Source organism: Desulfobacter curvatus DSM 3379 (assembly GCF_000373985.1).
In the GTDB taxonomy this organism is placed as follows: Bacteria; Desulfobacterota; Desulfobacteria; order Desulfobacterales; family Desulfobacteraceae; genus Desulfobacter; species Desulfobacter curvatus.
The window spans coordinates 16068-40952 of sequence record NZ_KB892924.1 but is presented as its reverse complement, the minus strand read 5'-3'; the positions used below and the strand labels follow the sequence as shown (position 1 = coordinate 40952).

Below are 24885 nucleotides of genomic sequence, written 5' to 3'. Positions count from 1 at the left end.
TTAATGTATTTAAAAAACTTGCTTTGTGAACATATACAAAGAATAAAACACAAAGATAATTTTTAAATGATCTCAAAATTACGATGCGGTAATGTTACGATAAAGACACTTCCCCCGGTTTCAGGGACTTGTACTGAAATTGAACCTGCGTGCTGTTCTATAATGGTTTTAGCAAGACTTAAACCAAGCCCTGTACCCGGCGTTGTCCTGGAGGACTCCTCCCGGAAAAACCGATCAAAGATCTTTTGACGGTTTTGCGGATCAATGCCGGGCCCGGAATCTTTGACCTGAATCTCCACCAGTTCTTTTCCGCAAGCATGCGCCGTCAAATGAACGTGGCCTTTTTCAGGAGTGTATTTGATGGCATTGTCAATCAAATTTGCAAAAGCGCGCTGGAGCATGCCGGCATCCCCCTGTATCCACAACGCCTTGTCCACCTCCTGGGTAAAGGTAATTTGCTTATCTTCTGCCAGGGGCACAAACAAATCCCAGGCATCTATGACCATGGCACTCAAATCCACAGGTGCGCACTCAAATTCGGCCTCTCCCGCCTCGGCCCGGGAAATGACCAGCATGGTGTTGATCATGTCCAGCAGATGGTCGGATTCTTCTATAGTATTGGCCGCCATGGTCCGGTATGATTCAATATCCCCCGGGGTCTCATGGATCAAGGCAAGTTCCGCAAATCCCCGTATCCGGGTCAGCGGACTTTTAAGATCATGGGCAATATTATCAGACATCTCCCGCATACTTTTTACCAGGGCCGAAATCCGATCCAGCATCCGGTTAAAAGTTACGGCCAAAAGATCAAGCTCATCACAGCTGCCGGATTCGGGAACCCGTTCATCCAGATTGGAGCCGGTTATGGTGCTCGCTGTCGCCCTGATGGCCGCAACACCGTAAAGGGCCTCCCGGGATAAAAACATGCCTGAAACAGCTGAAAATAAAATAACAAACCCCATGGAAATGGAGAATATTTTCTTGAAACCCGATAAAAACCGGGAGTATGCATTCATGGCAAGTCCGGTATGTAAAATAACATTGGATGCCACAAAGGTATACATCATTCTGGCCTTTTGTTTCTGGCCTGCAATGTGAACCGTATTAAACACCGGAACCCGGGAATTCATAAGCCGGTCCACCATTTCCTTATCTATGCGGACATCTTTCCAATAGGACATGGAGGAGGAGGCAAAGACCTCGCCTGTGGGATAGAGGAGCCTGAAAAAGATCTGCTTTTCCCCGGCGGCCTGGGCCTCAATAACTGCCAGGTTCTGGGCCCCCACAATGCCACCCCGGCTGATTACCGTACGAAAATATCCGGCCTTGTCCATGAGTTCCTGGTCCACCTGGTTCATGATGGTCTGGGTAGCAAGAAAATAGAACAAACCGAACGCCACACAGGATGAGATGGAAAAAATACCTGCATACCATACGGTCAGACGAAAGGCGATGCTCCTAAAAAAACCGGTGTGAAAAAACCTAGGCATCTTCAGCCTTTAATACATACCCGGCGCCACGGACTGTGTGGATAAGCTTGCTTGGATATCCCTTGTCAATCTTATCGCGCAACCTGCAGATTCGGGCTTCCACCACATTTGTCATAGGATCGAAATTATAATTCCAGACATGTTCCATGATCATGGTCTTGGAGACCACCCGCTCCCGGTTGCGTACCAGATATTCCAACAGGGAAAATTCCAGGGGCTGCAGCTCAATAAAATCATCGCCCCTTTTGACCTGGCGTTTGACGATATCCACACTTAGATCCGCATAGGACAGGGCCACCGGCTCGGTGCTGTTCCCGGCCCGCCGGATAAGCGCCTGGACCCGGGCCAGCAGTTCTGAAAAAGAAAAAGGTTTGGTCAGGTAATCATCGGCGCCGGCCTCAAGGCCCTTAACCCGGTCCCCCACCCTGCCCCGGGCGCTGAGAACAATAATAGGGGTATTTTTCCCCTTAGCCCTCAATTTTTCTATGAGGGCAAACCCATCCATGCCCGGCAGCATGATGTCGATAATCAAGGTATCAAAATCCGCACCTAACGCCATATCAAGGCCGTCCGGACCTGTACCGGCCACATCCACGGCAAACCCGGAAGCCTTCAGCCCCTTTTCAACAAACTTGGCTATTTTTTCATCATCTTCAACCAAAAGCAGTCTCATGACTTTACCATCCTGCATTTAGGGGTAATATTGATAAATGCCCTGCGGCCGGGCACTTCAAACCAGAGCTCTTTTCTGTAATGCTTCATAAATTTGTCCTTGGTACGTTAGGGTGTTGTGTACGTTTGAAAGACGGGTTAAAATCTATAGTCAATGAAAATATTATTATACCCCCTTACGGATTAATCAATACCGGAACTATTTTTTCGCCTTATCGAATTTATTGGCAGGAGAATTTCATGCATACAAAACAAGACATTATAAAGCTGGCCGCAAAATCCACCGGTATCAACAAAAAAGATCTGGCATCTTTTTTTAGCGAAGGCCGTGAACAGGTGTACCGGCCCAATGAATGGATATTCCATGAATCAACGCCCAGAAGATGGGCTGGTATTATCCTTGAAGGTGAGGTGGAACTGGTTCGCGGACTGCATGGGACTTCCCGCAAAGTTGGGTCCATGGCTGCAGGAACCATGATCAGTGAAAGTGCTTTTTTGGGAGATGCTTCACACGTTAATGGTGCTTTTACCCGAAACGGGGTAAAAATCCGGCAGATATCACGGGAAGAAATTGATCGGCTCAGAGAAAATGAGCCCGATTTTTTTTACAGAATCGTCTCCCGGATTGCCGTCGGTATTAATCGGCGGATGCGCATACTTACTGATAAACTTTTTGAAAACAAGAAGGTTGATGATGTAGCCACAAGCGGATTTCGCCAGGAACACGACTCCCTGGGGGCACGTGACATTTCCAACGATGTTTATTACGGCGTACAGACCCAGCGCGCCATGGAAAACTTTGCTATTTCCGGCTCACATATCAATAATTTTGAGCACATGGTCGAAGCACTGGCTATGGTCAAAAAGGCTGCGGCCCTGGCCAATTATGACCTGGGCAGAATTGATCAAACCAAAATGGAGGCCATAACCCAGGCCTGTGATGAAATCCTGTACGGCAAACTGCACGACCAGTTCACCGTTGACATGTTTCAGGGGGGTGCCGGCACCTCCACCAATATGAACGCCAACGAGGTAATTGCCAATCGGGGTCTGGAGATCATGGGGCATAATAAAGGCGAGTATCAATACCTGCATCCCAATGACCATGTTAACTGCTCCCAATCCACCAATGACACCTATCCCACGGCAATTAAGATAGCGGTATTACTCTCCAAAAAAAATCTGGTGCTGGCAATGGAGGAACTGCGCAATTCCCTGGAAACAAAGGCCGAAGAATTTAAAGACGTACTGAAAATGGGACGTACCGAGAATCAGGATGCCGTTCCCATGACCCTGGGTCAGGAATTCAGCGCCTATGCGGTCATGATTGACAGCGCCATCAATTCCATCATCCAGGCGGCCGAAGAATTTCGGGATGTGAACATGGGGGCGACAGCCATCGGTACAGGCATAAACAGTCCGCCGGGTTACGCCGACCTGGTGGTGAAAAAGCTTACCCAAGTCAGCGGTTTTCAGTTGCGGAGGGCTAGGAACCTGGTGGAGGCCACCCAGAATGCCGGCATTTTTGTCCACATGTCTGCCAATCTCAAGCTTGCGGCCGTACAAATTTCAAAAATATGCAAAGATCTGCGCTGGCTCTCTTCCGGTCCCCGCTGTGGTCTGAATGAAATCAATCTGCCCCCCATGCAGCCGGGATCTTCCATTATGCCGGGCAAGGTAAATCCGGTGATCCCGGAATTGATGAATCAAATTTGTTATCAGGTTATGGGATACGACATGGTTGTATCCATGGCAGCCGAATCCAGTGAATTGGAGCTGTGTATGGGTGAACCAATCATCGCCTTTGATCTGCTGCACGGCATGACGATCCTTAAAAACGGCTGTATCACCCTGGTTGCCCGTTGCATTAACGGCATTGAAGCGAACCGGGATGTGTGCCGAGGTTATGTCCAAACCAGCATCGGATTGGTCACCGCACTGGTTCCGATAATTGGTTATGAACAGTCAGCAGCCATTGCAAAGGAAGCGCTCAAAACCGGGGGGAGTGTATATGATCTGGTTCTGGAAAAAGGGATGCTGACCAAAACGCAACTGGATGACATGCTGCGCCCGGAAAACATGACCGATCCCAGGGAAATATAAAGCCATTACAGGTCGAACAAGCTTGTGCTGATATACCGTTCCCCAGTGTCGCATACGATGAAAACAATGGTTTTCCCCGGGTGCTTCAGGCCGGTCTGAAAGGCGGCATGAAAGTTGGCACCCGAAGAGATGCCGCAAAGAATTGCACATGATTTGGCAAGGGTTCTGGCCCCGTTCATGGCATCTTCTCCTTTGACCGGGAGAATTTGATCGACCAGCTCCCGGTTAAAGTTAGCCGGGACAAAACCGGCACCAATGCCCTGGATGGTATGAGGCCCTGCTTTCCCGCCGGAGAGGACAGGCGAATCAGCCGGTTCCACGGCAATGGACATGAGGTCCGGGTGTTTACCCTTGATATATTCCGTCACCCCGGTCAGGGTGCCGCCGGTGCCCACCCCTGCCACAAAAATATCAACCCTGCCCTGTGCCGCTTCCCAGATCTCCGGACCGGTGGTGGCCCTGTGGATAGCCGGGTTGGCAGGATTCGAAAACTGATCAGGCATAAAGGCATTCCCGTGGGTTGCCACCATCTCGGTCGCTTTGTCCACGGCACCTTTCATGCCAAGGTGTCTCGGGGTCAAAACAAGTTGTGCCCCTAAATGACGCAACAGTTTTTGACGTTCCATACTCATGGTTTCCGGCATGGTCAAAACAAGCTTCAGCCCCTTTATACGTGCCACAAACGCCAGTGCAATGCCGGTATTCCCTGAGGTAGGCTCCACGATCAATGTATCCGGTCCGATCTGTCCGCTTTTCAGACCCGCCTCAATCATGGCAAGACCGACCCGGTCTTTAACGCTGCCCAGTGGATTGAAATACTCCAGTTTAGCGTAGAGATGTGCCCCGCATTCCCGGGAGGGTGCCTCCAGATAGACCAGGGGGGTGTTACCGCAGGCCTGGGTGATGTCGTTAATCGCCTTCACTTACCGTCTCCTTTGGTTGCTGTTGAATAATCAGGCGGGGCTCTTCCATAAATATCTTGGTATCAGCCGGAATAGAGTGTGTGAGCCATACGTTCCCGCCCACAACGGACCGTGCCCCAATAGTAGTATCGCCGCCAAGCACAGTGGCCCCGGAATAGATAATTACATCATCTTCAATGGTGGGATGCCGCTTTACCCAACGCAGTTTTTCTCCGGCATCCCTGGGCAGGGACAACGCACCGATGGTGACATTCTGGTAGATGCGCACATTTTCACCGATCACAGATGTCTCTCCAATGACAACGCCGGTTCCGTGATCAATGACAAAACGTTCACCAATGGTGGCCCCCGGATGAATATCAATGCCGGTCAGACTGTGGGCCAGTTCTGTCATGATCCTGGGAAGCTGCGGAATATCAAGCTGGTGAAGGATGTTGGCGATCCGGTGAACCGTGATGGCATACAGCCCCGGGTAGGAAAAAATAATTTCATCGTGGCTTTTGGCCGCCGGATCCCCGTCATAGGCCGCCCTGACATCAGCCGCTAATTTTCTTCGCAGCACCGGGATCTGTTCGATCACCGCGAACGCAGCCTCATTGCCCCGGCGTTCACATTCCAAACAAACCTTGTCAAATCTCAGACAATCATGGCGCAATACATGGATGATCTGTTTGGAAAGGATATCGTAGAGCAGGGTAATTTCCCGGCCCAGATGGTAGGTATGGTTGACACTATCCATTTTTTCATTTGAAAAATATCCGGGGAATAAAATATTTCTTAATTTTTCGATCATATCCCTGACCGAGGTGGAGAAATGGATGGGTTCATTGCCAATGTGGGCAAAACACTCAGGATCATCCAATGTATTTATAATCCGGTCAATAACCCCGGGGAGGGCAGCTCTTTGAACATTCCGGGCCTGGGTGCCGAGATATGGGCACAGATCTTCTTTTTTGTTCGTCAGACTCATTTTTCTTAACTCCCCTGTATATCATCAAACAAATTCAAGAAGATATCGCACCGTCGGCACGCTTCCATTTTCTTCTCCCATGAATCATGAATCTTGCCCCCACACCGGGTACCGTTGACAAACCAGCACATATCCCCGGATTGGAATTCATAAGCCGGACAACGGTTCATCTGCTCCTTTGGGCATTGCAAAAGATCCCAACATTTTTTTTTCTTGCCGGTCCGCTGCAGGGTACGCGAGAGCAAAAAATAGACCTGTCGCTCCACATGGCCGGGGATCTTGCGCCACCCTTGCTCATAGCTGTGTATTGCTTTAATGGAAATCCCTAAAAGCTGGGCCATCTCTTTCTGGGTACGGTCTAAACGAGATCTGAATATTTTAAATTCCTTGCTGTTCATAGGCTCTTTCCACAAACGGTCATGGGCCGACCTGGTCTATCAACACCCAGGCTCAATCCATAACAAAATATGAAAGTAACTTAGCAACTTATTGATACTTTCATATAAAACTATTTAAATTTATCAAATAAGCTATGCCACAATGTAGTGATTGTCAAACTGTCGCAACCCCTTTTTGCTGCTTAACGACAAAAGCTTAAACTTTAACCCTATCCTGGAAATAAAAAATACTTATATTTTAAATCGTGCTACCATTTCATTAAGGTGCCCGGCAAGCTTTGAAAGTTCTGCGGCGCTTTCATTTACCTGTACAGCTCCTGAATTTGTTTCCTGGGCTGCCTGGTTAACTTCGGTAATATTCCGGGTTACCTCTCCTGTTACTGCAGAAGCCTGGTTCACATTATCATTTACTTCTTGAAGCCCTGATGCTGCCTGGCTCACATTGTTTGAAATCTCCTGAGTCGTTGCCGACTGTTCTTCAATAGCTGTTGCAATTGTAATTACAATACCATTTACTTCATTGATGACAGTTACGATCCCCTTAATTGCAGTTATAGATTCATCAGTACTTGCTTTTACTCCTGATATCCTCTCATTGATTTCCCTGGTCGCTTCTGCTGTCTGTTGGGCAAGCGCCTTGATTTCACCTGCAACTACGGCAAACCCCTTGCCCGCGTCTCCTGCCCTTGCCGCTTCTATTGTTGCGTTCAGGGCAAGAAGATTGGTCTGTTCGGAAATATCAGCGATTGTCTCTGTTACTTTGTTTATCTGTGCTGCCGCATTGCCCAATTCATCCATTGTTTCAGAAACATGCTGCGCCTGGTCAACAGCATGGGTTGTTGTCTCGCTACCTTTGGTTGTGTTGGCGGCTATTTCCTTTATGGTTGCTGTCATTTCTTCAGCAGCAGCCACGATCATCTGTATATTGGTTGTGGCCTGTTCTGTTGCAGCAGCAACGGAATTCATGTTGGTGCTCATCTCTTCTGCGGCAACAGAAACTGAATTCGCTCTTTCGCTTGTGGCCTCTGAATTTGAGGTTATCTGGTTGGCGACTCCGGCAAGTTCAGTGGATGAAGAGGACAATGTCTGGATTCCTATGGAAACATCTCTGAACATTTTATTTAGGCTGTCTGCCATGTTGTTAAGGGCTCTTGCAAGATCTCCTATTTCATCTTTTTGATCAATATCAAGCTGTTGTGTCAAATCTCCCTCTGACATTGCCTTGGCAAGGTAAACTATTTTTTTGAAAGCGCCTGTAATGCTTAAAGTGATAAGAACGGCTATGAATATACCGACAGCAACGGCGACAACTGCAATAGTAACGGCAATATTACTTAGATACCTGCTCCTGGCTTTTGCTGCTGCCATTTCACCGGTTGCATATTGGGTTGCAAGAAGAACATTTTCCTCTATCAGTGGTTCAATTCTATTTACAACCTCTCTCATTTTAGCAGACGAATTATTGATCTGATCGTCTGTCTCTACGAGTGCAAGAAAAAGCGCCTTGTATTTATTCAATTTATCTTTTGATATTCCAGGATGATCGGAAAGTTCAGACAGTATTTTAAGCGCATTGTCTTTATATTTTTTGTCAAACCTTAAAAGATAGTCTTTTTCGTGCTTTCTTAGCGTCAGAAGAGCTGTTAATGAATCCATGTCATTTGCGGCATGAACATCGTCTGTCAGTTCATGTACAACATTTCTAAAGTCTCCCTGCAATCCGGATTTATGACTAAGACCTCTTTTTTCCCACAGAGACACCACGGTATGAAATAATGCAAGATACTGGTCTGCATCTTTTACTATTCTTACAGCACGATCTTCAAATTCTTTGCTTTTATTTTTTATAGCAATACCTTGGATATTGTCTGCCTCTTTTTTCAGCAAGGTTATATTTTTTTCAACTTTATCAACATATTTCTTATCCTTGTTCATCAAAAAATTCTTTTCTTCCCTGCGGCACTGAAGCACTAAAGACTCTATATCTCTAAAACCGTCAGCAATGGCTTTTCCTGTATGCCAGACGGAATCAAACTTCGATGCTGTAACATGATTGGTATAATAAAAGATTCCCAGAGCACAGATAAAAAATATGATAACCAAGCCTATTCCGCCCATAAGTTTCCATGCAAGTTTTAAGTTATTGTACAATTTTTTCATTATCTTCTCCTTAAAAATTAGAATTGGGCATTGAAAAATTTAAGAACCCATAAATAAAGTTTTTTATAAAAAAATCTGTGTAAACCGCGCGAATCTTTCAATATTCGTTGCAGGCTGGGCCTGGGTGCTGATAGACCAGGTCAGCCCATGGCTGTTCACTGAGTTTGCGATAACTAATATAAAAAAATCCAGAAGATCACTTTAAGAAAAGTCCAGTAAAGCACAGATTTATACTAAATTCCACTACCGCCCCCAATAAATTGAAGGCAGGATCAAACTTCCACAAATGGGATCGGCTTGACAGGAATGTTTGGACAAGTTATTTGTATGTGCAAAATACGCATAGGAGGGCAAAGAACATGGAATCACCTGAAAATAATTTTCTGGTGTATGCCTGTTTTTTTTAATTGTAACACCTTTTCAAAGCGGCTTGTAAAATCCAAATATCTCCAAACTCAATCCGTCAAGCATCACCCGCTCGATGTCTTGGTTAAAAAACTTATCAAAAAAAAAGCCATACTGCAGAATGCCCAAGACAGTTGAAAATCAGAACAGCCCGACAAAAAATTTCAAAATTGTGGTGGCCTATGACGGAACCAATTTTTTCGGGTGGCAGCGCCAAGCTGATAAACCCACCATCCAGGGTGAGCTTGAACGTATATTATCCATGATTTTAAACCAGGACATTAAAATTCACGGTTCCGGACGTACGGATGCAGGTGTTCATGCACGGGCCCAGGTGGCCCATTTCCATGCAGAGACCCGTCTTACCCCTGATATCATTCAAAAAGGGGTGAACAGCCTTGTGTCCGCTCCCATTGTGATTCATGACTGCCGGCTCGCAGATCCTGATTTCCATGCACAGTACCATGTTCGTTCCAAAGAGTACCGGTATTACATACTGAACAGAGAACCCCCCACGGCCATTGGCCGGGATTATTTATGGCATGTAAAGCCGGTTCTGAATATAGACGCCATGAATCAGTGCTGTAAATACCTCGTGGGCGAACATGATTTTAAAGCTTTTGAAAATACGGGCAGTCCAAGGTCTTCCACCGTAAGAACGATTTTCAGTGCAAGCTGGACAGAAAAGCCTTACGATCGGCTGGAATTTTGTATCTGTGCCACGGGATTTTTAAAAAACATGGTCCGAAATATCGTAGGAACGCTAAAAGATGCCGGTGCAGGACGGATTAGCCCGGCAATGTTCAATCAGATCCTTTGCTCACGTGAACGTTCCCTTGCCGGAGCGACCGCCCCGGCAAGGGGGTTGTTTTTGCATCAAGTGAATTATTAATTCGTGCTCGACAGGCTGTTCAAACACTAACACTACTTTTCAGATTCCCGGATTCTTGTCACATGGAGGTTATAGTAGGCAATAATGTCACGGCGGTAAAGCATGCCGATAAATTTTCCCGGATCATCTTCATCCACCACAGGCAGCGCATCAATGTTTTTCTTTGTAAGTTTAAGCAGTACCGTGTTCAAATCTTCGGCTAAGGTGGTAGTAATCATACTGGACACCATAATATCCTTCATAAGGACCAGTTGCCCAAGATCGCTTGAAAAAAGAACCTCACGGACATCGGTGGAGGAAAAAATGCCGCATAATCTTCCTTGGCCGTTCATAACCGGGAAATATCTTTGCTTGGTGGTCTGAAATATTTTTTTAAAGTGATTGAAGCTCATGTCCTGGTTCAGGCATCGGACATCCTTGATAAGATGTTTGAGTTTTTCCACTTTTATGGTTTGAAGAATGTCTATCATAAATTCTCCGGCATGAAGCGGTGAATCAACTCGCGATTTCACCTGGTTTTCATAAATAGACCATTTTGTGGACAAAAGATAACACACCGAACAAACCAGAAGACTTGGCAGCAGAAGATGATAGGAGTTGGTCATCTCACTGACAAATATGATGGTGGAGATGGGGGTGTTGGACACAGCCGTGAAAAATCCGGCCATACCAACAATGACAAAGGCCCCCGGCTGGGTTACAACCGTGGGCATAACCATATGAAAAAACTGCCCCACGGCCCCGCCCATGGCGCCGCCGATAACAACCGAAGGCCCAAATACACCGCCGGACCCGCCGGAGCCAATGGAAAAGGATGTGGTAAAAATTTTTCCCAGGGCAAGACCCAAAAGAACGGGGATGGCCAACTGGTTGAAAATAGCCCCCTGGGCCATGCCGTATCCAAAGGCCAGGGTATAAGGCATAAAAAAACCGATCACACCGGTCACAAGACCGCCAAGGGCAGGTTTGATGTGATTTGGGATTTTCAGTTTCCGAAACAGATGCGTCGTCCCATAAAACACCTTAACATATAAAACGCCGGTGAGGACCAGAACTACGGCAAGACCAAGATAGGGACCTAACTGCAATGGATTTTCAAATTTAAATGCCGGGGAATCAAACAACGAACCCCATCCGAAAAACAGACAAAAGGTGCAATAGGCCACCACAGAGGAGATGCCGGCCGGAATGATGACCGAAGACTCAAATTCAGGATCACGGTAGAGCACTTCCGCAGCAAAAAGAGCGCCAGCCAAGGGTGCTCTGAAGATACTGCCCACACCGGCACCAATCCCTGCAGCCATCATAATACACCGTTCCCGTTCAGACAGGTTGAACCGTGTAGCCAGAAAAGAACCGAATCCGCCCCCAATCTGGGCAATGGGCCCTTCCCTGCCCCCTGAGCCGCCGGTGGTCAGCGTAATGGTGGAGGCAATGGTTTTAATAATTGGAATCCGTGAGCGAATAATACCGCCCTTGTGATGGAAGGCGTCTATTGCGGCGTCCGTACCATGCCCCTCTGCCTCCGGAGCAAAGGTATAAACAATCCACCCGGAGACAAGACCTCCCAATGCAGGTAAAAGCAATAACACCCACTTGTTGAAAGGCGTATCGGTGTGGGGCAGCAGCAGATGCTCACCGGCAGGTCCCTGGGGCCTGTATCCGGCCATCATATCCAAAAAATAATGCATGCCAAGGCCGCACAGGTAATGAAACAGAACCGCCCCAAGGCCTGACATGACGCCTATCAAAACAAAATAGAACACCCATTTGCCGGCATATTTGAGATCAACATTACTTTTTCTGCTTAAATTCATTTTTGTGCCCTGCCTCACTTGTCCCGGCAAAATCGTCATCTGCCGAAGATCAGGCCCAATCTATTTTTGACCGCCGGGATTATCCGGATATTTTAAATTTCCGGTTCAGGTTAACGCCAATATTACCTCCATATTTTTAGAGCCTTTTGTCATATGCCATAAAAAAATTTTATTTTCTTAAATCATTGATCCCTGAGAGAATAATGTCAAATAAAGTTTTTACATCTTTTTCTTCCAGACATGAAAACGCCACCCGAAGATTGTCTTCTCCAATGGAGATCAAACCGGTACCATAGTTGTCAAGCAGATGAAGCCTTAAATCTTCTGCGTTCACGCCTTTAACACGGATGCACACAAAATAGCCAGAATTAAACGGATAAACATCAAATCCACTCGCATATTTAGGATCTTTGAGTACCTCTTTAATGGCCATGGCCCGGGATTTAAGCAGGTCAAACTTTTCCTGCTTAAAACGCTCGTAATTTTCATCTTCCATGGATTTGAAAAGAATGGTCTGACTTAAATGAGAACAGTTTGAGATATTGCCCCGGATGCATCCGGCCGTCTTTTTTTCCAGAGCCTCATACACCCCTTCAAGGTTGGCATCTGCGGCAACCGCGTAAGTGGCGAACCCGGTTCTTAAGCCCATGACATAATCTTCCTTGGTGGGTCCGTCGAGTTTAACGGCTAAAAGCCGATTCGTTCTGCCGGCCATTTTGGCAAACAAAGACTGTTTAAATGTTTCCGGTTCAAAAAACAACCCAAAATAAGCGTCATCACAGGCTGCCACAACATTGGTGCCCTTTTGGGCCACATCAATGAGGATTTCTGCAACACGCAACGCCTCATTATCGTTCAAGGAATACCCGGTTGGGTTGTGGGGGAAATTCAGCATGATAATAATTTTATCGTTAAGTGCCGCCTGTTCCCTGACCACACGCTCGAAATCATCCAGGTTAAAGTGGGTCAGTGCGTCGTCATAGGATTGGTACGTAACAAACCGGGCACGATTGCGAACACGGAAGATCATGTTGTAGTTGCCCCATGTCATGTCCGGCACGACAATAACATCCCCGGCATTTACCCACATGTCCGAAAATATGGAAACCCCATGGGTGATGCCGGATGTGACCACGGGCATACTAAGGACGGTGCCCTCAAGTGACGGATTTTTAACATACATTTTCTTAAGCCATGTTTCCCGGAGTTCCGGAAGCCCAAATGAGGAAGCATAAGGCAGATAATCATCCGGTTCAATTTCTGTAATGTATTTTGTCACGGAAGAAAGACTTAAAACGCAACTGCCCTGCTTTGCGATGCCGATGGTGGCGTTGATTTTGTCCGCCTTTATCTTTGCTTCAGCGCTCTGTGTTAAAATTCCTTCGGGGAAAAACAGTCTCTTTCCCATATCAGAGAGCATTTCATATACATGGGGCGTAGCCTGTTTAATGGTGTTATTCAATTCCTGGGCATTGGGGTTCATGATTTAACCTGTTAAATTAAAGTATTCTCCAAATTCAATAAAATGAATATTGGCACCTGAAAAAAGAAAACCCTGCAGCCAGGCCTAAGGAAGTCCAAGGAAAACTGCAGAGTTTTTACGTGCATTGAATCGGTTGCGTTATCTTCGTTTGGATGCCTTGATAGGGTTAAGTTTCTGTTTTTTGGTTTCGGTGGTGGTTTTAACATGGGTGGCCATGTTGCAGTTGCCGTTTTTCCATTTCAAAGAGGGATCAGGCGCAGCAGTGCAGTAAACGCCGGTGGGAAATTCTCCACTTCTCTGACAGCCTTTGCATTCATCAATGATGGGAAGGCAGCTGCCTTCGTTATAGCTGCAGCCCTGGGCTGTCATGAATACACAATCCTGGCCTTCTCTAACAGTTGTACAAATCATAATCGTCTTCCTGTTTTATTGTTATATTACCTTAGTCATTAGGTATTTAATTTCATAAGAAAGTCTGTGTAACTAACACAGATCTTTCAACTTTTGTTGTGGGCTGAGTCTGGGTGCTGATAGACCAGGTTTACCCATGGCTGTTAAATAAAATAAATCCGGGTTTGATATAAACCGGAATAAATAAACCGTAACCAACTATCATAATGCCACTTTAATTGTCAACTAATTATTTTTAAACACATATTTGTTCTATGGTATATTTAGGAGCTATCTCTTGTGGGCAGATCTTTTCTGATGTATAACGATGAAATCGTGAGATCCCATAACCTTAACCACATCCAGTCCAATAATAGTAATCCGGAAAAACCAATGATCATAGACGACGCTGTTCAAGTTCTGAAAATGGAAGCCCAGGCCCTTCTGGACCTTATTGAAAAATTAGATACGGATTTTCAAACCCTTGTTAATGCAATCTTTAGCGCCAAAGGACGAGTCATTATTTCAGGCATCGGAAAATCGGGTTTAATCGGAAGAAAGATTGCCGCCACCTTAAGCAGCACAGGCACAAATGCCATGTTTCTTCATCCGGTTGAAGCCGTTCACGGGGACCTTGGCATGGTCAGCCGAAATGACATATTCATTGCCATCTCAAATTCCGGTGAGACCGGAGAACTCAACCAGCTTTTACCCGTAATCAGGGAGGTAGGCTGTAAGATAGCGGGTTTCACGGGAAAGCCTGAATCCGCCATGGCAGGATTCTGTGATATGATCATAAACACCGGTGTAAAAAAAGAGGCCTGCCCCTTGAATATGGCTCCGACCTGCTCAACCACAGCCCAGCTGGCCATGGGGGATGCCCTGGCCGTGGCCCTGATAAAAAAGAAAAATTTTAAAAAAGCCGATTTCATGCGCTCCCATCCCGGAGGTGCATTGGGGCAGCGCCTGTCAGGCAAGGTCAGCGAACTGATGCTTGAAAAATCAAGCGTGCCTTTTGTACAAACAGGCACCACTATGGCCCAGACCCTTGCCTGTATGGATACCCACCGCCTGGGCGCTGTTTTTGTTCTTGATTCGACTGATAAACTTATGGGAATACTTACAGACGGAGATGTCCGGCACTGGCTTGCAAAGGGGGGAGGTACAGCCGACACCCTTCTTGTAGACGAGATAATGACCCGCTCCCCGAGACACCTGTTCCCCGATTCTTATCTGTATGATGCCTTGAATTTAATGGAAAAATATGAAATTACGGTTTTGCCTATCCTTGGGGAGAGCGGCTGCCTTAAAGGGTTGCTGCATCTCCACGATATCTTGGGAAAGGGAACCTTTAAATTTAATGGAGGGAATCAATGAAAGACATGAACATCAATACGACCATTCCCGTTTTAGGCCCTGCCCGGATTCCATCTCCACTGATTTCCCAGGGGTTGGCCTGTGACGGTAAAACCCGTTTCATGAAAGATGAATACAGAATCAGCGTTGATGTCAGGGTTGACCGTGTGGCCGGAGCCAAGGCAGATGAAATACTCAGTTTTGAACAGGCAGGCCCCCGGGAGAAGATTTATTTTGACCCCAGCAAACTCAAGTGTGCAGTGGTCACTTGTGGAGGGCTGTGCCCGGGGTTAAACGACATTCTCCGGTCGTTAGTGCTTGAATTATATCATGTGTATGGTGTTAAAACCATCTATGGTATCCGCCATGGGCTCCAGGGTTTTATCCACAAATTCGGCCATGAATTAATTGAGCTGAACCCCCAACGAGTATCAGGCATTCAGAACACAGGTGGCTCCATGCTGGGCTCTTCCCGGGGTGGACAGGATATCGGGGAAATAGTGGACTGCCTGGAACGTATTGGAGTGGGATTGCTTTTCATGGTGGGGGGGGACGGGACATTGATGGCATCCAAGTCCATTGGAGATGAAATTTTAAACCGCGGATTGAAGATTTCCGTGGTTGGTATTCCAAAAACCATTGATAATGATATTTTTCTGGTTTCCCGTTCTTTTGGCTTTGATTCAGCCGTAGACGTGGCCACCCTGGCAATCAAGGGCGCCCATAACGAAGCCGAGGCCTATCCCAACGGTATCGGCCTGATCAAGCTCATGGGCAGGTATTCCGGATTTCTGGCAGCCACGGCCGCCCTTGCCCAACCTGATGCCAATTTTGTGCTCATCCCCGAAGAGCAGATCCTGCTGCATGGGGAAAACGGACTTTTAGCCGCTATAGAGCGGCGTCTGGCCCTTAGAAAACATGCAGTAATCATTGTGGCCGAAGGAGCCGGTCAGAATTTTTTTGAAGACAAGGATATCGAGCATGATGCATCGGGCAACGTGAAGCTCAAGGATATTGGTCTATTCTTAAAGTCAGAAATCAGCGATTATTTTAAATCCAAAGATATCCCCATCTCTTTGAAATACATTGATCCATCCTACATTATCCGCAGCTTGCCTGCCAATGCCAATGACTCGGTGTTCTGCGGGCTTCTGGCAAGGGATGCCGTACATGCGGGCATGGCCGGAAAAACCAATTTGCTTATCAGCTTCTGGAATAATAATTATGTCCATGTACCCATGGATGCCTCGGCCGGACGACGCAAAAAAATGGATCCGTCAGGCAGGCTGTGGCAGTCGGTTCTTGAATCCACCGGCCAAAATTCACTGTTTAACGGGTGTTGATTTCCATAAACTGATCATCCTTTATGGTAATCAAGAACAACCTCTTGTGCGGGGTGCCGGTCTTGTCAAAACGAGTGCTTCCGGTGGCCCCGTCAAATATGAATTGCCCCTGCAGAACATCCTTGAGTCGCCTTCCGGAATCAACGTCATCGGCATTGGCTGCCGTGAAGAGAATCTGGGCCGAATCATAGGCAATGGCCTCAAGAAAGCCGGGCCTTTCCTGGTATAAATCCTGGAACGCCCTATCAAACCATACGGTTTCAGGATTGGCACTGCCGGAAAAATATCCGTCGCAGATTACGGCGTTTCTATTGTACCTTCTAGTCTCTTTTAAAAGGCTGTCCTTGTGCCACAGATTGGTCCCTAACAAAGTAAAGCCCTTGGCGTCATGATAGACAAGCTGGGGGAGTATCAAATTGATCCTGGACACTGAATCCGGGATAAACAATGCCTGGAAACGTAGCCGTGTATTCCTGATCAACTCTTTAATGGAAGCTGAAAAATCAGTTTGACTACCGTCATACACCTGGGCCGCCGTTAATTGGCCGTCAAACTGCTCAACCATCTGTCTGAACACCTGCATATAACGATTTCCATAGTTGTCATCCGGATATAAGACAGCCATTCTTGTCAATCCCAGTTCATGAAAAACATAGCTGCCCAGCGCCTGAACCTGCATTTCAGGGGTTATAAAATTGCTGAATATATAATCTCCATATTGGGGAAATTCTGTTTTCTGGGTCAGTGCCATCATGGGAATACCAAGGACCTGGGCTTTATCAGCCGCTTGTTTTGAAGCGAGAATGGGCCCTAAAATGGAAAAAACATTGTTTTTTCCAAGCTGGTCCACACACCTGGCAGCATGTTCAGGATCCGACATACTGTCCTTGACCTCAATGCTTAAATCTTTAATACCAGATTCAGAAAGCCTTGCAAGGGCAAGCTCTATACCCCTCATGGCCTTTTGGCCGTAGAGCTTATACTTGCCGGACATGGGCAGGATGACCCCGATCTTCTTTTTATTAAAGACGATGGAGCCCAGATTTGCCAAAAGTCCCTTTACCCACTCGGTTTTGGGATGATTGGGATATTTTTCAAGAAATGCATTCAAAACATTTGCAGCATTGTCAGAATCTCCTATCCGGGCAAATTTGTACCCCGCCCAATAGTCGAAAAGATCCGGGGGAATGGAAAGATTTTTGATTCTCGAAAATTTTTGAATCTCCTCGGGATCTATTTTTGATAAAAATTTTTCAACATCATCAAGAATAATCGTTTTGAAAACTGCATCATGGCCGGCCCCGGGCCGTTGAGCGAGATCAAAGGCATGATTGTAGAGGAGCAAAGCATCTTGAACAGCCCCTTGATCACTTAAAATCCGGGCCTGATTGATAAGCTCCGGGACAGTTGTCTGCCGGGGTACGGTTTTGTCTGTCGGCATACGGGACGGCTTGGAAGAGGAAACTGGGATAGCATGCTTGGAACATCCGGTAAAAAAAATAAGCGCAATTATACTACAAACAGAAACTACAAATTTTATGTGTTTTGCGTAAGTCATAAAACTACCATCTTGTTTTTTTGGTGGGGGGAGGGATTGTTGATTAAAACCTTCTCCTTAACAGAGACAAACATTATCAATATGAGAGTATTATCTCAAAAAATCTTTTGCTGTTTCAATGGCTTTTTCTACCTCTTTGGCATCAATCCAGATCAAATCCTTTTCCTTTTTAAACCAGGTGAACTGCCGCTTGGCATACCGGCGGGTATCGCGTTTAAGCAGCCGGACCGCCTCTTCAAGGGTAACTTCTCCCTTTATATACATCCCCATATGCCGGTAGCCGATGGACTGCATAGATTTCAATTCCAGGGAATACCCCTGGGTCACAAGATTCTTAACCTCGTCAAGCAGCCCCTGGGACATCATGATATCCACCCGCTGATTAATCCGGTCATATAACAGTTTTCGGTCCATGTGAAGACCAAAAGTGAGGCTTTGGTACCGATCTGATTTGAAATCGTGGGTCTGCCGACGCTGGGAAATGGGAACCCCCGTGGTCAAAAACACCTCAAGGGCCCTTACAATTCTGAATCCGTCATTGGGATGAATCGTTTCTGCTGCCTTTGGATCACATTTTGTCAATTGCTCATGCAGTGCCCGCCCGCCCTTTTCTTCAAGGGTTTGATTCAATTTATCAAGGGTTGCCGGGCAAGCAGGTTTCCCTCTGAACAGGCCATGAATTAAGGCCCTGATATAAAGCCCTGTCCCACCGGCAATCACAGGCACCTTGCCCCGTTGTGTAATGTCGGCAATGGCCTGGTCCGCCAAAAGTGTAAATCTTTTCGCATCAAAATTATCTGCCGGATCAAGGAAGTCAACCAGATGGTGTACGGCAAGCTGCCGCTCCCTTTCATCGGGTTTGGCAGTCCCAACGTCCATATATTTGTAGATCTGCATGGAATCTGCACCAATGACCTCGCCGTTCAGTTCCCGGGCCAGGGCAATGGCAAAGCCGGTTTTCCCGATGCCTGTGGGGCCGCATATGGTAATAATTTTTGTCATACAAAAATAATTTTGTTTTCCGATGGGTTATTATACTAACGGCCAGGGGCAGACCTGGGCTATCAGCACCCAGGCTCAACCCACAACAAAACATGAAAGTAATGTAGCCACTTATTGATACTTTCACATAAACTGAGGTTGACAATATTCAACGAATCGTTCTATATCACGATTCTTAGAGAATGAGAATTAATTAAAGTTTTCATCTAAAGCGATCTAACAGGAAAAACCAGTGTGCAAGGACGGGCCGGGTTCTGTACTTAATACAGATTAACGAAGCCCAAAAGAGCAATAACCACGCAGGGTTCGGCCATTTCGTTTTTTTTACCGAACGTCGGCTATTCTTTATTGACAAGGCTTCAATGCTGAGATAAGGTATGTCTCCAATTGTAATGGTGACTTTGATAGTGAAGACGGTTTGTCTTAAGATAGGTTAAACGAGCAGTTATAACAAACTTTTTTAGGAGGATTGATTCAATGGCAACACTTGAGTTTAACGGGAAAACATTCGAAATAGATGAAGACGGATTTCTTCTTGATTACAATATGTACAATGAAGAATGGGTCGAGTACGTAAAAGGCCAGGAAGGCATTGATGAGATGACTGACGAACACTGGCAGCTCGTTAAAGTTCTCCAGGACTACTACGAGAAAAACGGTATCGCTCCCATGGTTCGTGTTCTTTCCAAGCTCACCAAGTTCAAACTGAAACACATTTATGAACTGTTCCCCTCCGGACCTGGTAAAGGAGCCTGCAAAATGGCCGGCCTTCCGAAACCGACCGGTTGTGTATAGTTAAAAATATTTTAAGTTTTTAACTTAAATTGATAAAGGCCCTGTTTACAAACTAAACAGGGCCTTTGTTTTTCGTACATGTTCGACCAGCACCTCATATTTGCCTATTTTGTCCTGCTCACATAACATTAAGTATGCTACGCAGTCCCAAATAGACAAATCTAAGGCACTGGATCAAACATCTACACAGTTATACTTACAAATTCGGACATTTTCCACCCAATGATAGAAGACCAGACAAGCAAAAACATACTTAACCGGATCCAGGCCGATTTCCCAATTCATCCAAGGCCCTACAAAATCCTGGCCGAAGAACTGGGGCTAAGTGAAGACCAGCTCATAAATGAAATTGAGCTGATGAAACAAGAGCTGATTATCCGCAGGATAGGCGGAAACTTCAGTCCTGATCGCCTGGGGTTTTACTCCACCCTTTGCGCCGCCCGGGTGGCCCCCGACAAAATTGAGTTGTTCACCACGACCGTTAATAGTTTCAGTGGCGTCACCCATAATTATCAAAGGGACCATCAATACAATATCTGGTTCACATTTATTGCACCCTCAGTTGAAAAAATTAAAGAAAGCCTCGAAACTATTTCACAGAAAACCGGAGTGACCGAAATTCTCAATCTGCCGGCCACCCATGTATTTAAAATAGCGGCCAATTTTAAAGTCTGACCTACTATACTATTAATTTATCGTAGGTGTCATCATGCAAAACATCCGTGTGGCCCTGGTCATTCAAAACTGCCCTGTGAACCGGTTTGCGTATAATCTTGACCGAACGGTCAAACATGTCTCTGCTGCAGCCCGGCAACACTGTGATTTTGTTGTGTTCCCTGAAATGAACCTGACGGGTTATGCCCCGGCAGATTTAAGCAATGCTGTTGCCCTTGATTCCATATGGATGGATGAACTGAACCGGCTTGCAAATAATCACAAGATCGCCATACTAACCGGACTTGTTGAAAAGGCGGCTTCGGGAAAAATCTATGCCACGCATCTGGTGTTTCGCCCGGGTCAGCCTGTGGCCCGATACAGAAAAATTCATTTGTCCCCATTTGAGGCACCTTATTTCAGCTATGGAAATGATACACAGGTCTTTAAATTCAAAGGGGTACATTTCGGAATCCAGCTTTGTTACGATGCGCATTTCCCGGAATTGTCAACGGCCATGGCATTAAAAAAGGCGGATATTATTTTTTTCCCCCATGCGTCACCAAGGGGAACCCCCGGGGAAAAAAGCGCTTCATGGAAGCGCCATTTAACGGCCCGTGCATTTGATAATGCAGTATTTGTGGCAGCCGTTAATCAAGTCGGCGAAAACGATGCAGGGCTTAATTTCCCCGGAATTTCCATGATGGTGGGTCCTGACGGATTTTTAGCAGGTGAAAACATTGCGTACGAAAATAATATGTACACCCATGTGCTGGACATGTCGCTACTTGAACATATCCGAAGCCATAAAATGAGATATTTTCTACCCAACCGGCGTGCCAATCTCATTGATAAATAATCTCTCTAAACAACAATTATCCGAATAATTGCATTTTGTCTTTAGTCTTTACTGTTTTTTAATTTTTGAGCGCCGGCCACATCTTTGACAAGAGCGTTACGGTTCTGGATATAGGCGTTCCGCATGGCTGTGTAAGGATCTATTGAGGCCTCTTTAAACGCTTCATACTCCCCGACATGAAAGGATGTCCAGCTCACCTTTTCAAACCCCCAGGCCCCCCAGGACAATTCCCAGGGCTGTGCATAATTGATGGGATTGACAAACCAGTCCCCTGCCCTGCCCACAGCATCCCTCAAAGAGCTGGGACCAAGTATGGGCAGCACCAGGTAAAATCCGTTGCCAATGCCGTATGATCCAAGAGTCTGGCCAAAATCTTCATCCTGAAGCCGGATGCCCACATATTTCTGGGCAAAATTATTTAACCCGCCAAAACCAAGGGTTGTATTGATGAAAAAAGCGGAGAATTCCATGCCTGCGGCCTCACCCTTACCCTGGAGCAGGTCATTGATAAAACGGATAGGAAAAAACAGGTTGTTAAAAAAATTTTTTATACTTTTGCGGGCAAAGGTGGGAACCACCCGGGCATACCCCTTTGAAACAGGCCTCAAGCCATACATGTAAAGTTTATCGTTAAAAACGAATACAGCACGGTTAAATCCTTCAAGGGGATCTGCGACCATGGCATGGGTACTCTGATCAGCCTGATCCTCTTGGAAAATATCAGCTTGAAATTCGTCATCTTCTACCTTATCTGCCTGGTCAACGTCACTGACTGACGGGTCGGGGGAGATATCTGAGCCTGGGGAAGATGCTGCTTGTCCGGTTTGATCGGTTAAGTTACCCGCAACGGCCGGACCTGTGATCAATGTCAGGATCATAACAATAAGGATTATATAAAATTTCATAGATATTTCTCCTGTGGTTTGCATCTGTCCATAACTCAATTATCGTCTTTAAAGATAAATTTTCTGACCATTGATTCAATATCCAGGGCAGATTCAGTATTACTAAACGCCTCTTTGTCTTCAAGCATGATATCAGACCCCCCCGGAGAAATGGAAATATATTTTTCGCCGATGATGCCTGCGGTTTTAACAGAGGCAATGCTGTCTTCGCTGAGTTGTACCCCCTGGTTGATCCTTAAGGCAACCTTTGCCTCCAGACGCTCTTTGTCCAGAATGATCTCAGAGACATTGCCGATCTCAACACCGGCCATCTCAATGCCAGCACCGTTTTTCAAACCGCTTACAGAGGTAAAATATGCATACAGCGTATATCCCTTTGGGTTAAACATCGGGACACCGCCCAGGACAACCGTAAGATATCCAGCGCACAAAAGGCCGATAATTACAAATACGCCTACATAGAATTCCTTATTGATTGATTTCATGAACCTGTCCTTAATTTTTTCATGTATCAGGGTCCTTTTCCTGAAATAAAAGCCTTAACTATCTTATTATCAGTCTGAAAAATCCCATCACTCTGTCCAAAATAAATAATCTTACCCTGGTCAAGCATGGCCACACGCTGGGATATCCTAAAAATCTCCGGGATGTCATGGCTGACAATGACAGCAGTAAAGCCGAATTCTTTCTGGTATGTGGAAATCATGGAATGAACACTGTTTCTTCTCACCGGATCAAGCCCTGACGTGGGTTCGTCAAAAAGTACGGCAACAGGCTCGGTAATCAAAGCCCGGGCAAGGGCCACACGCTTTCTTATGCCTCCGGACAATTGGGCGGGATATTTATTTTCGTGGCTGCTGATCTCCAGCGCCACCATTTTTTCCTTTACCCGCTGCCGGATCTGATCCATGGGCATCTTTTTTTTCTCAGTCAACGGCAGAGCAATATTTTCCCACACCGTTAAAAAATCAAACAATGCATTATCCTGGAACATATAGGATATCTGTTTGTAGAAACGATGTCTTTGAATCATACTCATCTGATCGGTGGGCAAACCATCTACGCAAACCTGCCCTGAATCAGGCTGCATAAGCCCGATGATATGTTTCAGCAACACGGATTTGCCGGTGCCGCTTTTTCCGATGACACAAGTAACACAACCCTTTTCAATGGAAAGGTTAACCCCGTCAAGCACATGATTGCCGGAAAAACTTTTATGAATATCTATCAGTTCAATGAATGGTTGATCCATGATTAAACCAGAAAAGAGGTGATGATGTAATCGGAAACTAGAATCAGGATACAGGAATTGACAACTGCATTCGTGGTGGCCAAGGATACGCTTTTAGCGCCCTGCCCTGACTGGGCCCCTGCAATATGGGCAAAAAAACCCTTGTAGCAGCACATGGTAGAGACAAGTACGCCAAACACCAGGGCCTTGACAAATCCCCCGGCGACATCCGCTAATTCAATGCTTCGAATCACTCTGTCCATATATATATACCGGTTGACATTCAACATTACGACGCCGGTTAGAAACCCGCCGAATATGCCTGTGACATCAAAAAGTGCGGTTAAAAGCGGGAAACTGATAATGGAGGCTGAAAGGCGTGGTGAAAAGATGAACCGCACCGGATGGATGTCCATGGTTTCAAGGGCGTCAATCTGTTCTGAGATTCGCATGACACCAATTTCCGCAGCCATGGCTGACCCGGCCCGGGCCGCAATCATGATGGCGGACAGCACAGGCCCAAGTTCACGGATAAGGGTTATGGCAACCGCTGATCCAAGGGTCGCTTCGGAACCGAAATCCACCAAGGTGTAGTACCCTTGAAGCCCGAGTACCATGCCGGTGAACAAGGCGGTTAAAACGATGACAAACATGGATTTATAACCAATAAACCACACCTGTTCCATAATTTTGGCAATCTGGACAAAAGGCACAAAATTCCGCCAGATACCCTGGAAAAAGAAAATCGATATTCGACCAAGGGATCGGGTGTCGTCAATGCAGGCCAAGCCTAATTTTTCAATACGCAGTTTGAACATGGTCTATATCTTATAGGCGTTCTTTTTTCAAAAGACAAGCAGTAAGAAGCGGATCTCCATACGTGATGAACCTGATTTGGAGTCCATACCCCTGACAAAAATAAATTGACACGTGCTTTTTATTTTCATACGTATAAGCTAAAGATTCTACAAATTTTCATCCAGGACAAATGCCATGACCCAAAAAATCACCCTGAGTATACCGGACAGGCTACATGAAAAACTCAATGAATGGAGAAGCTCTTTTAATCTTTCAAAAATGTTTCAGGATGCGTTGAGTGATGCCATTGAAAAGAAAGAGGCGTTCAGTAAAAAATTATGTGAGGAATTTGACATGACCCAGATTATTAACCGGCTTCAGCAGGAAAAGGAGCAATGGCTTAAAAATTTCTACAATGCCGGCCGAAACCGGGGTTTTGGCTGGGCCCAGGGCGCCCATTACCAGGATTTGTTATACGTACTGGATTGTGATGATACGTGTGATTCCGGTCAAAAAATTGTCCGGCACAGTCGTTTTAAAGCATACTTCGAAGATCTTTACGATGCCCATGATTTGACCCGCTACGCCCAGCAAGGTGGTGTTGACCATGAAAAAAATTTTCTGCAAGGCTGGTTTGACGGGGTCAACGCATTCTGGAATGAAGTCAGGGAGTATATTTAG

The 24885-nt window shown here is 46.1% G+C and carries 23 protein-coding genes; 8 read left to right on the top strand and 15 right to left on the bottom strand.

Annotated features, from left to right (window positions below):
• Positions 1-62: 62 nt before the first annotated feature.
• Entirely contained in the window at positions 63-1490 is a 1428-nt protein-coding gene (locus B147_RS0103595) for a HAMP domain-containing sensor histidine kinase (protein WP_020585880.1), read from the bottom strand.
• Positions 1483-2163, bottom strand: coding sequence for a response regulator (locus B147_RS0103590; protein ID WP_020585879.1), 681 nt, complete (start codon positions 2161-2163; stop codon positions 1483-1485). The genes B147_RS0103595 and B147_RS0103590 overlap by 8 nt, the downstream gene beginning before the upstream one ends.
• A gap of 239 nt (positions 2164-2402) precedes the next feature.
• On the opposite strand from B147_RS0103590, the gene aspA reads away from it, so the two are divergent.
• Positions 2403-4265 (top strand): aspartate ammonia-lyase, encoded by a 1863-nt coding sequence (gene aspA, locus B147_RS0103580; protein ID WP_020585877.1) that lies wholly within the window; start codon positions 2403-2405, stop codon positions 4263-4265.
• Between the two features lie 5 nt (positions 4266-4270).
• Here the strand turns inward: aspA and cysK are convergent, their stop codons facing one another.
• From cysK to B147_RS29975, 4 genes are all read right to left on the bottom strand, one after another.
• Positions 4271-5188 carry a cysteine synthase A gene (gene cysK, locus B147_RS0103575; protein ID WP_020585876.1) on the bottom strand — a complete coding sequence of 306 codons (918 nt, stop codon included), beginning with the start codon at positions 5186-5188 and terminating at the stop codon, positions 4271-4273.
• Positions 5175-6158, bottom strand: coding sequence for a serine O-acetyltransferase (locus B147_RS0103570; RefSeq protein WP_020585875.1), 984 nt, complete (start codon positions 6156-6158; stop codon positions 5175-5177). Before B147_RS0103570 ends, cysK begins: the two co-directional genes overlap by 14 nt.
• A gap of 5 nt (positions 6159-6163) precedes the next feature.
• Positions 6164-6556, bottom strand: coding sequence for a helix-turn-helix domain-containing protein (locus tag B147_RS0103565; RefSeq protein ID WP_020585874.1), 393 nt, complete (start codon positions 6554-6556; stop codon positions 6164-6166).
• 231 nt (positions 6557-6787) lie between these two features.
• Positions 6788-8716, bottom strand: a complete 1929-nt coding sequence (locus tag B147_RS29975; RefSeq protein ID WP_020585873.1) for a methyl-accepting chemotaxis protein — start codon at positions 8714-8716, stop codon at positions 6788-6790.
• Between the two features lie 526 nt (positions 8717-9242).
• Here B147_RS29975 and truA point away from each other — a divergent pair.
• Complete coding sequence (truA, locus tag B147_RS0103550) at positions 9243-10013, top strand: tRNA pseudouridine(38-40) synthase TruA (RefSeq protein WP_020585871.1); 771 nt, start codon at positions 9243-9245, stop codon at positions 10011-10013.
• Positions 10014-10045: 32 nt separating this feature from the next.
• Here truA and B147_RS0103545 read toward each other — a convergent pair whose 3' ends face one another.
• From B147_RS0103545 to B147_RS0103535, 3 genes are all read right to left on the bottom strand, one after another.
• The gene (locus B147_RS0103545) at positions 10046-11830 is read right to left on the bottom strand and encodes a chloride channel protein (protein ID WP_020585870.1); all 1785 of its coding nucleotides are present in this window, start codon (positions 11828-11830) and stop codon (positions 10046-10048) included.
• Positions 11831-11999: 169 nt separating this feature from the next.
• On the bottom strand, positions 12000-13313 hold the full coding sequence (locus B147_RS0103540) for an aminotransferase class I/II-fold pyridoxal phosphate-dependent enzyme (protein WP_020585869.1): 1314 nt from the start codon (positions 13311-13313) through the stop codon (positions 12000-12002).
• Positions 13314-13451: 138 nt separating this feature from the next.
• Positions 13452-13724, bottom strand: coding sequence for a PxxKW family cysteine-rich protein (locus B147_RS0103535; protein WP_026259500.1), 273 nt, complete (start codon positions 13722-13724; stop codon positions 13452-13454).
• 372 nt (positions 13725-14096) lie between these two features.
• Between B147_RS0103535 and B147_RS0103530 the strand changes: the two genes are divergently transcribed.
• A complete protein-coding gene (locus tag B147_RS0103530) occupies positions 14097-15080 on the top strand; it encodes a KpsF/GutQ family sugar-phosphate isomerase (protein ID WP_026259499.1) in 984 nt (327 codons plus the stop codon).
• Positions 15077-16402 (top strand): ATP-dependent 6-phosphofructokinase, encoded by a 1326-nt coding sequence (locus B147_RS0103525; protein WP_020585866.1) that lies wholly within the window; start codon positions 15077-15079, stop codon positions 16400-16402. Before B147_RS0103530 ends, B147_RS0103525 begins: the two co-directional genes overlap by 4 nt.
• Here B147_RS0103525 and B147_RS0103520 read toward each other — a convergent pair.
• Positions 16389-17843, bottom strand: a complete 1455-nt coding sequence (locus B147_RS0103520; RefSeq protein WP_245568912.1) for a penicillin-binding protein activator — start codon at positions 17841-17843, stop codon at positions 16389-16391. The genes B147_RS0103525 and B147_RS0103520 overlap by 14 nt on opposite strands.
• Positions 17844-18050: 207 nt before the next feature.
• Entirely contained in the window at positions 18051-18962 is a 912-nt protein-coding gene (miaA, locus tag B147_RS0103515; RefSeq protein ID WP_020585864.1) for a tRNA (adenosine(37)-N6)-dimethylallyltransferase MiaA, read from the bottom strand.
• A gap of 477 nt (positions 18963-19439) precedes the next feature.
• Here miaA and B147_RS0103510 point away from each other — a divergent pair, with 477 nt between their 5' ends.
• The 3 genes from B147_RS0103510 to B147_RS0103500 all read left to right on the top strand — a co-directional run bounded on the left by B147_RS0103510 (position 19440) and on the right by B147_RS0103500 (position 21270).
• Positions 19440-19757 carry a TusE/DsrC/DsvC family sulfur relay protein gene (locus B147_RS0103510; RefSeq protein ID WP_020585863.1) on the top strand — a complete coding sequence of 106 codons (318 nt, stop codon included), beginning with the start codon at positions 19440-19442 and terminating at the stop codon, positions 19755-19757.
• A 222-nt stretch (positions 19758-19979) separates the two neighbouring features.
• Positions 19980-20432: a siroheme decarboxylase subunit alpha gene (ahbA, locus tag B147_RS0103505; RefSeq protein ID WP_020585862.1), complete on the top strand. Its 453-nt coding sequence runs from the start codon at positions 19980-19982 to the stop codon at positions 20430-20432.
• A gap of 34 nt (positions 20433-20466) precedes the next feature.
• Complete coding sequence (locus tag B147_RS0103500; protein ID WP_020585861.1) at positions 20467-21270, top strand: nitrilase-related carbon-nitrogen hydrolase; 804 nt, start codon at positions 20467-20469, stop codon at positions 21268-21270.
• Positions 21271-21311: 41 nt separating this feature from the next.
• Here B147_RS0103500 and B147_RS0103495 read toward each other — a convergent pair whose 3' ends face one another.
• The 4 genes from B147_RS0103495 to B147_RS0103480 are packed head-to-tail and all read right to left on the bottom strand — an operon-like array spanning position 21312 to position 24224.
• Positions 21312-22175, bottom strand: coding sequence for an MlaA family lipoprotein (locus tag B147_RS0103495; RefSeq protein WP_020585860.1), 864 nt, complete (start codon positions 22173-22175; stop codon positions 21312-21314).
• A gap of 35 nt (positions 22176-22210) precedes the next feature.
• Positions 22211-22660: an outer membrane lipid asymmetry maintenance protein MlaD gene (gene mlaD / locus B147_RS0103490; RefSeq protein ID WP_020585859.1), complete on the bottom strand. Its 450-nt coding sequence runs from the start codon at positions 22658-22660 to the stop codon at positions 22211-22213.
• Between the two features lie 26 nt (positions 22661-22686).
• Entirely contained in the window at positions 22687-23427 is a 741-nt protein-coding gene (locus tag B147_RS0103485; RefSeq protein WP_020585858.1) for an ABC transporter ATP-binding protein, read from the bottom strand.
• Between the two features lie 2 nt (positions 23428-23429).
• A complete protein-coding gene (locus B147_RS0103480) occupies positions 23430-24224 on the bottom strand; it encodes an MlaE family ABC transporter permease (RefSeq protein WP_020585857.1) in 795 nt (264 codons plus the stop codon).
• 175 nt (positions 24225-24399) lie between these two features.
• Between B147_RS0103480 and B147_RS0103475 the strand changes: the two genes are divergently transcribed.
• Positions 24400-24885, top strand: a complete 486-nt coding sequence (locus tag B147_RS0103475; protein WP_020585856.1) for a hypothetical protein — start codon at positions 24400-24402, stop codon at positions 24883-24885.

Excerpts from the sequence above, each read along its gene's own strand:
- B147_RS0103530 (WP_026259499.1), top strand. The coding sequence starts at position 14,097 with ATGATCATAGACGACGCTGTTCAAGTTCTGAAAATGGAAGCCCAGGCC.
- B147_RS0103590 (WP_020585879.1), bottom strand. The coding sequence starts at position 2,163 with ATGAGACTGCTTTTGGTTGAAGATGATGAAAAAATAGCCAAGTTTGTT.
- B147_RS0103565 (WP_020585874.1), bottom strand. The coding sequence starts at position 6,556 with ATGAACAGCAAGGAATTTAAAATATTCAGATCTCGTTTAGACCGTACC.
- B147_RS0103525 (WP_020585866.1), top strand. The coding sequence starts at position 15,077 with ATGAAAGACATGAACATCAATACGACCATTCCCGTTTTAGGCCCTGCC.
- B147_RS0103535 (WP_026259500.1), bottom strand. The coding sequence starts at position 13,724 with ATGATTTGTACAACTGTTAGAGAAGGCCAGGATTGTGTATTCATGACA.
- B147_RS0103500 (WP_020585861.1), top strand. The coding sequence starts at position 20,467 with ATGCAAAACATCCGTGTGGCCCTGGTCATTCAAAACTGCCCTGTGAAC.
- aspA (WP_020585877.1), top strand. The coding sequence starts at position 2,403 with ATGCATACAAAACAAGACATTATAAAGCTGGCCGCAAAATCCACCGGT.
- ahbA (WP_020585862.1), top strand. The coding sequence starts at position 19,980 with ATGATAGAAGACCAGACAAGCAAAAACATACTTAACCGGATCCAGGCC.
- B147_RS29975 (WP_020585873.1), bottom strand. The coding sequence starts at position 8,716 with ATGAAAAAATTGTACAATAACTTAAAACTTGCATGGAAACTTATGGGC.
- B147_RS0103595 (WP_020585880.1), bottom strand. The coding sequence starts at position 1,490 with ATGCCTAGGTTTTTTCACACCGGTTTTTTTAGGAGCATCGCCTTTCGT.
- B147_RS0103520 (WP_245568912.1), bottom strand. The coding sequence starts at position 17,843 with ATGCCGACAGACAAAACCGTACCCCGGCAGACAACTGTCCCGGAGCTT.
- truA (WP_020585871.1), top strand. The coding sequence starts at position 9,243 with ATGCCCAAGACAGTTGAAAATCAGAACAGCCCGACAAAAAATTTCAAA.
- B147_RS0103540 (WP_020585869.1), bottom strand. The coding sequence starts at position 13,313 with ATGAACCCCAATGCCCAGGAATTGAATAACACCATTAAACAGGCTACG.
- B147_RS0103480 (WP_020585857.1), bottom strand. The coding sequence starts at position 24,224 with ATGTTCAAACTGCGTATTGAAAAATTAGGCTTGGCCTGCATTGACGAC.
- miaA (WP_020585864.1), bottom strand. The coding sequence starts at position 18,962 with ATGACAAAAATTATTACCATATGCGGCCCCACAGGCATCGGGAAAACC.
- B147_RS0103545 (WP_020585870.1), bottom strand. The coding sequence starts at position 11,830 with ATGAATTTAAGCAGAAAAAGTAATGTTGATCTCAAATATGCCGGCAAA.
- mlaD (WP_020585859.1), bottom strand. The coding sequence starts at position 22,660 with ATGAAATCAATCAATAAGGAATTCTATGTAGGCGTATTTGTAATTATC.
- B147_RS0103495 (WP_020585860.1), bottom strand. The coding sequence starts at position 22,175 with ATGAAATTTTATATAATCCTTATTGTTATGATCCTGACATTGATCACA.
- B147_RS0103485 (WP_020585858.1), bottom strand. The coding sequence starts at position 23,427 with ATGGATCAACCATTCATTGAACTGATAGATATTCATAAAAGTTTTTCC.
- B147_RS0103475 (WP_020585856.1), top strand. The coding sequence starts at position 24,400 with ATGACCCAAAAAATCACCCTGAGTATACCGGACAGGCTACATGAAAAA.
- B147_RS0103510 (WP_020585863.1), top strand. The coding sequence starts at position 19,440 with ATGGCAACACTTGAGTTTAACGGGAAAACATTCGAAATAGATGAAGAC.
- B147_RS0103570 (WP_020585875.1), bottom strand. The coding sequence starts at position 6,158 with ATGAGTCTGACGAACAAAAAAGAAGATCTGTGCCCATATCTCGGCACC.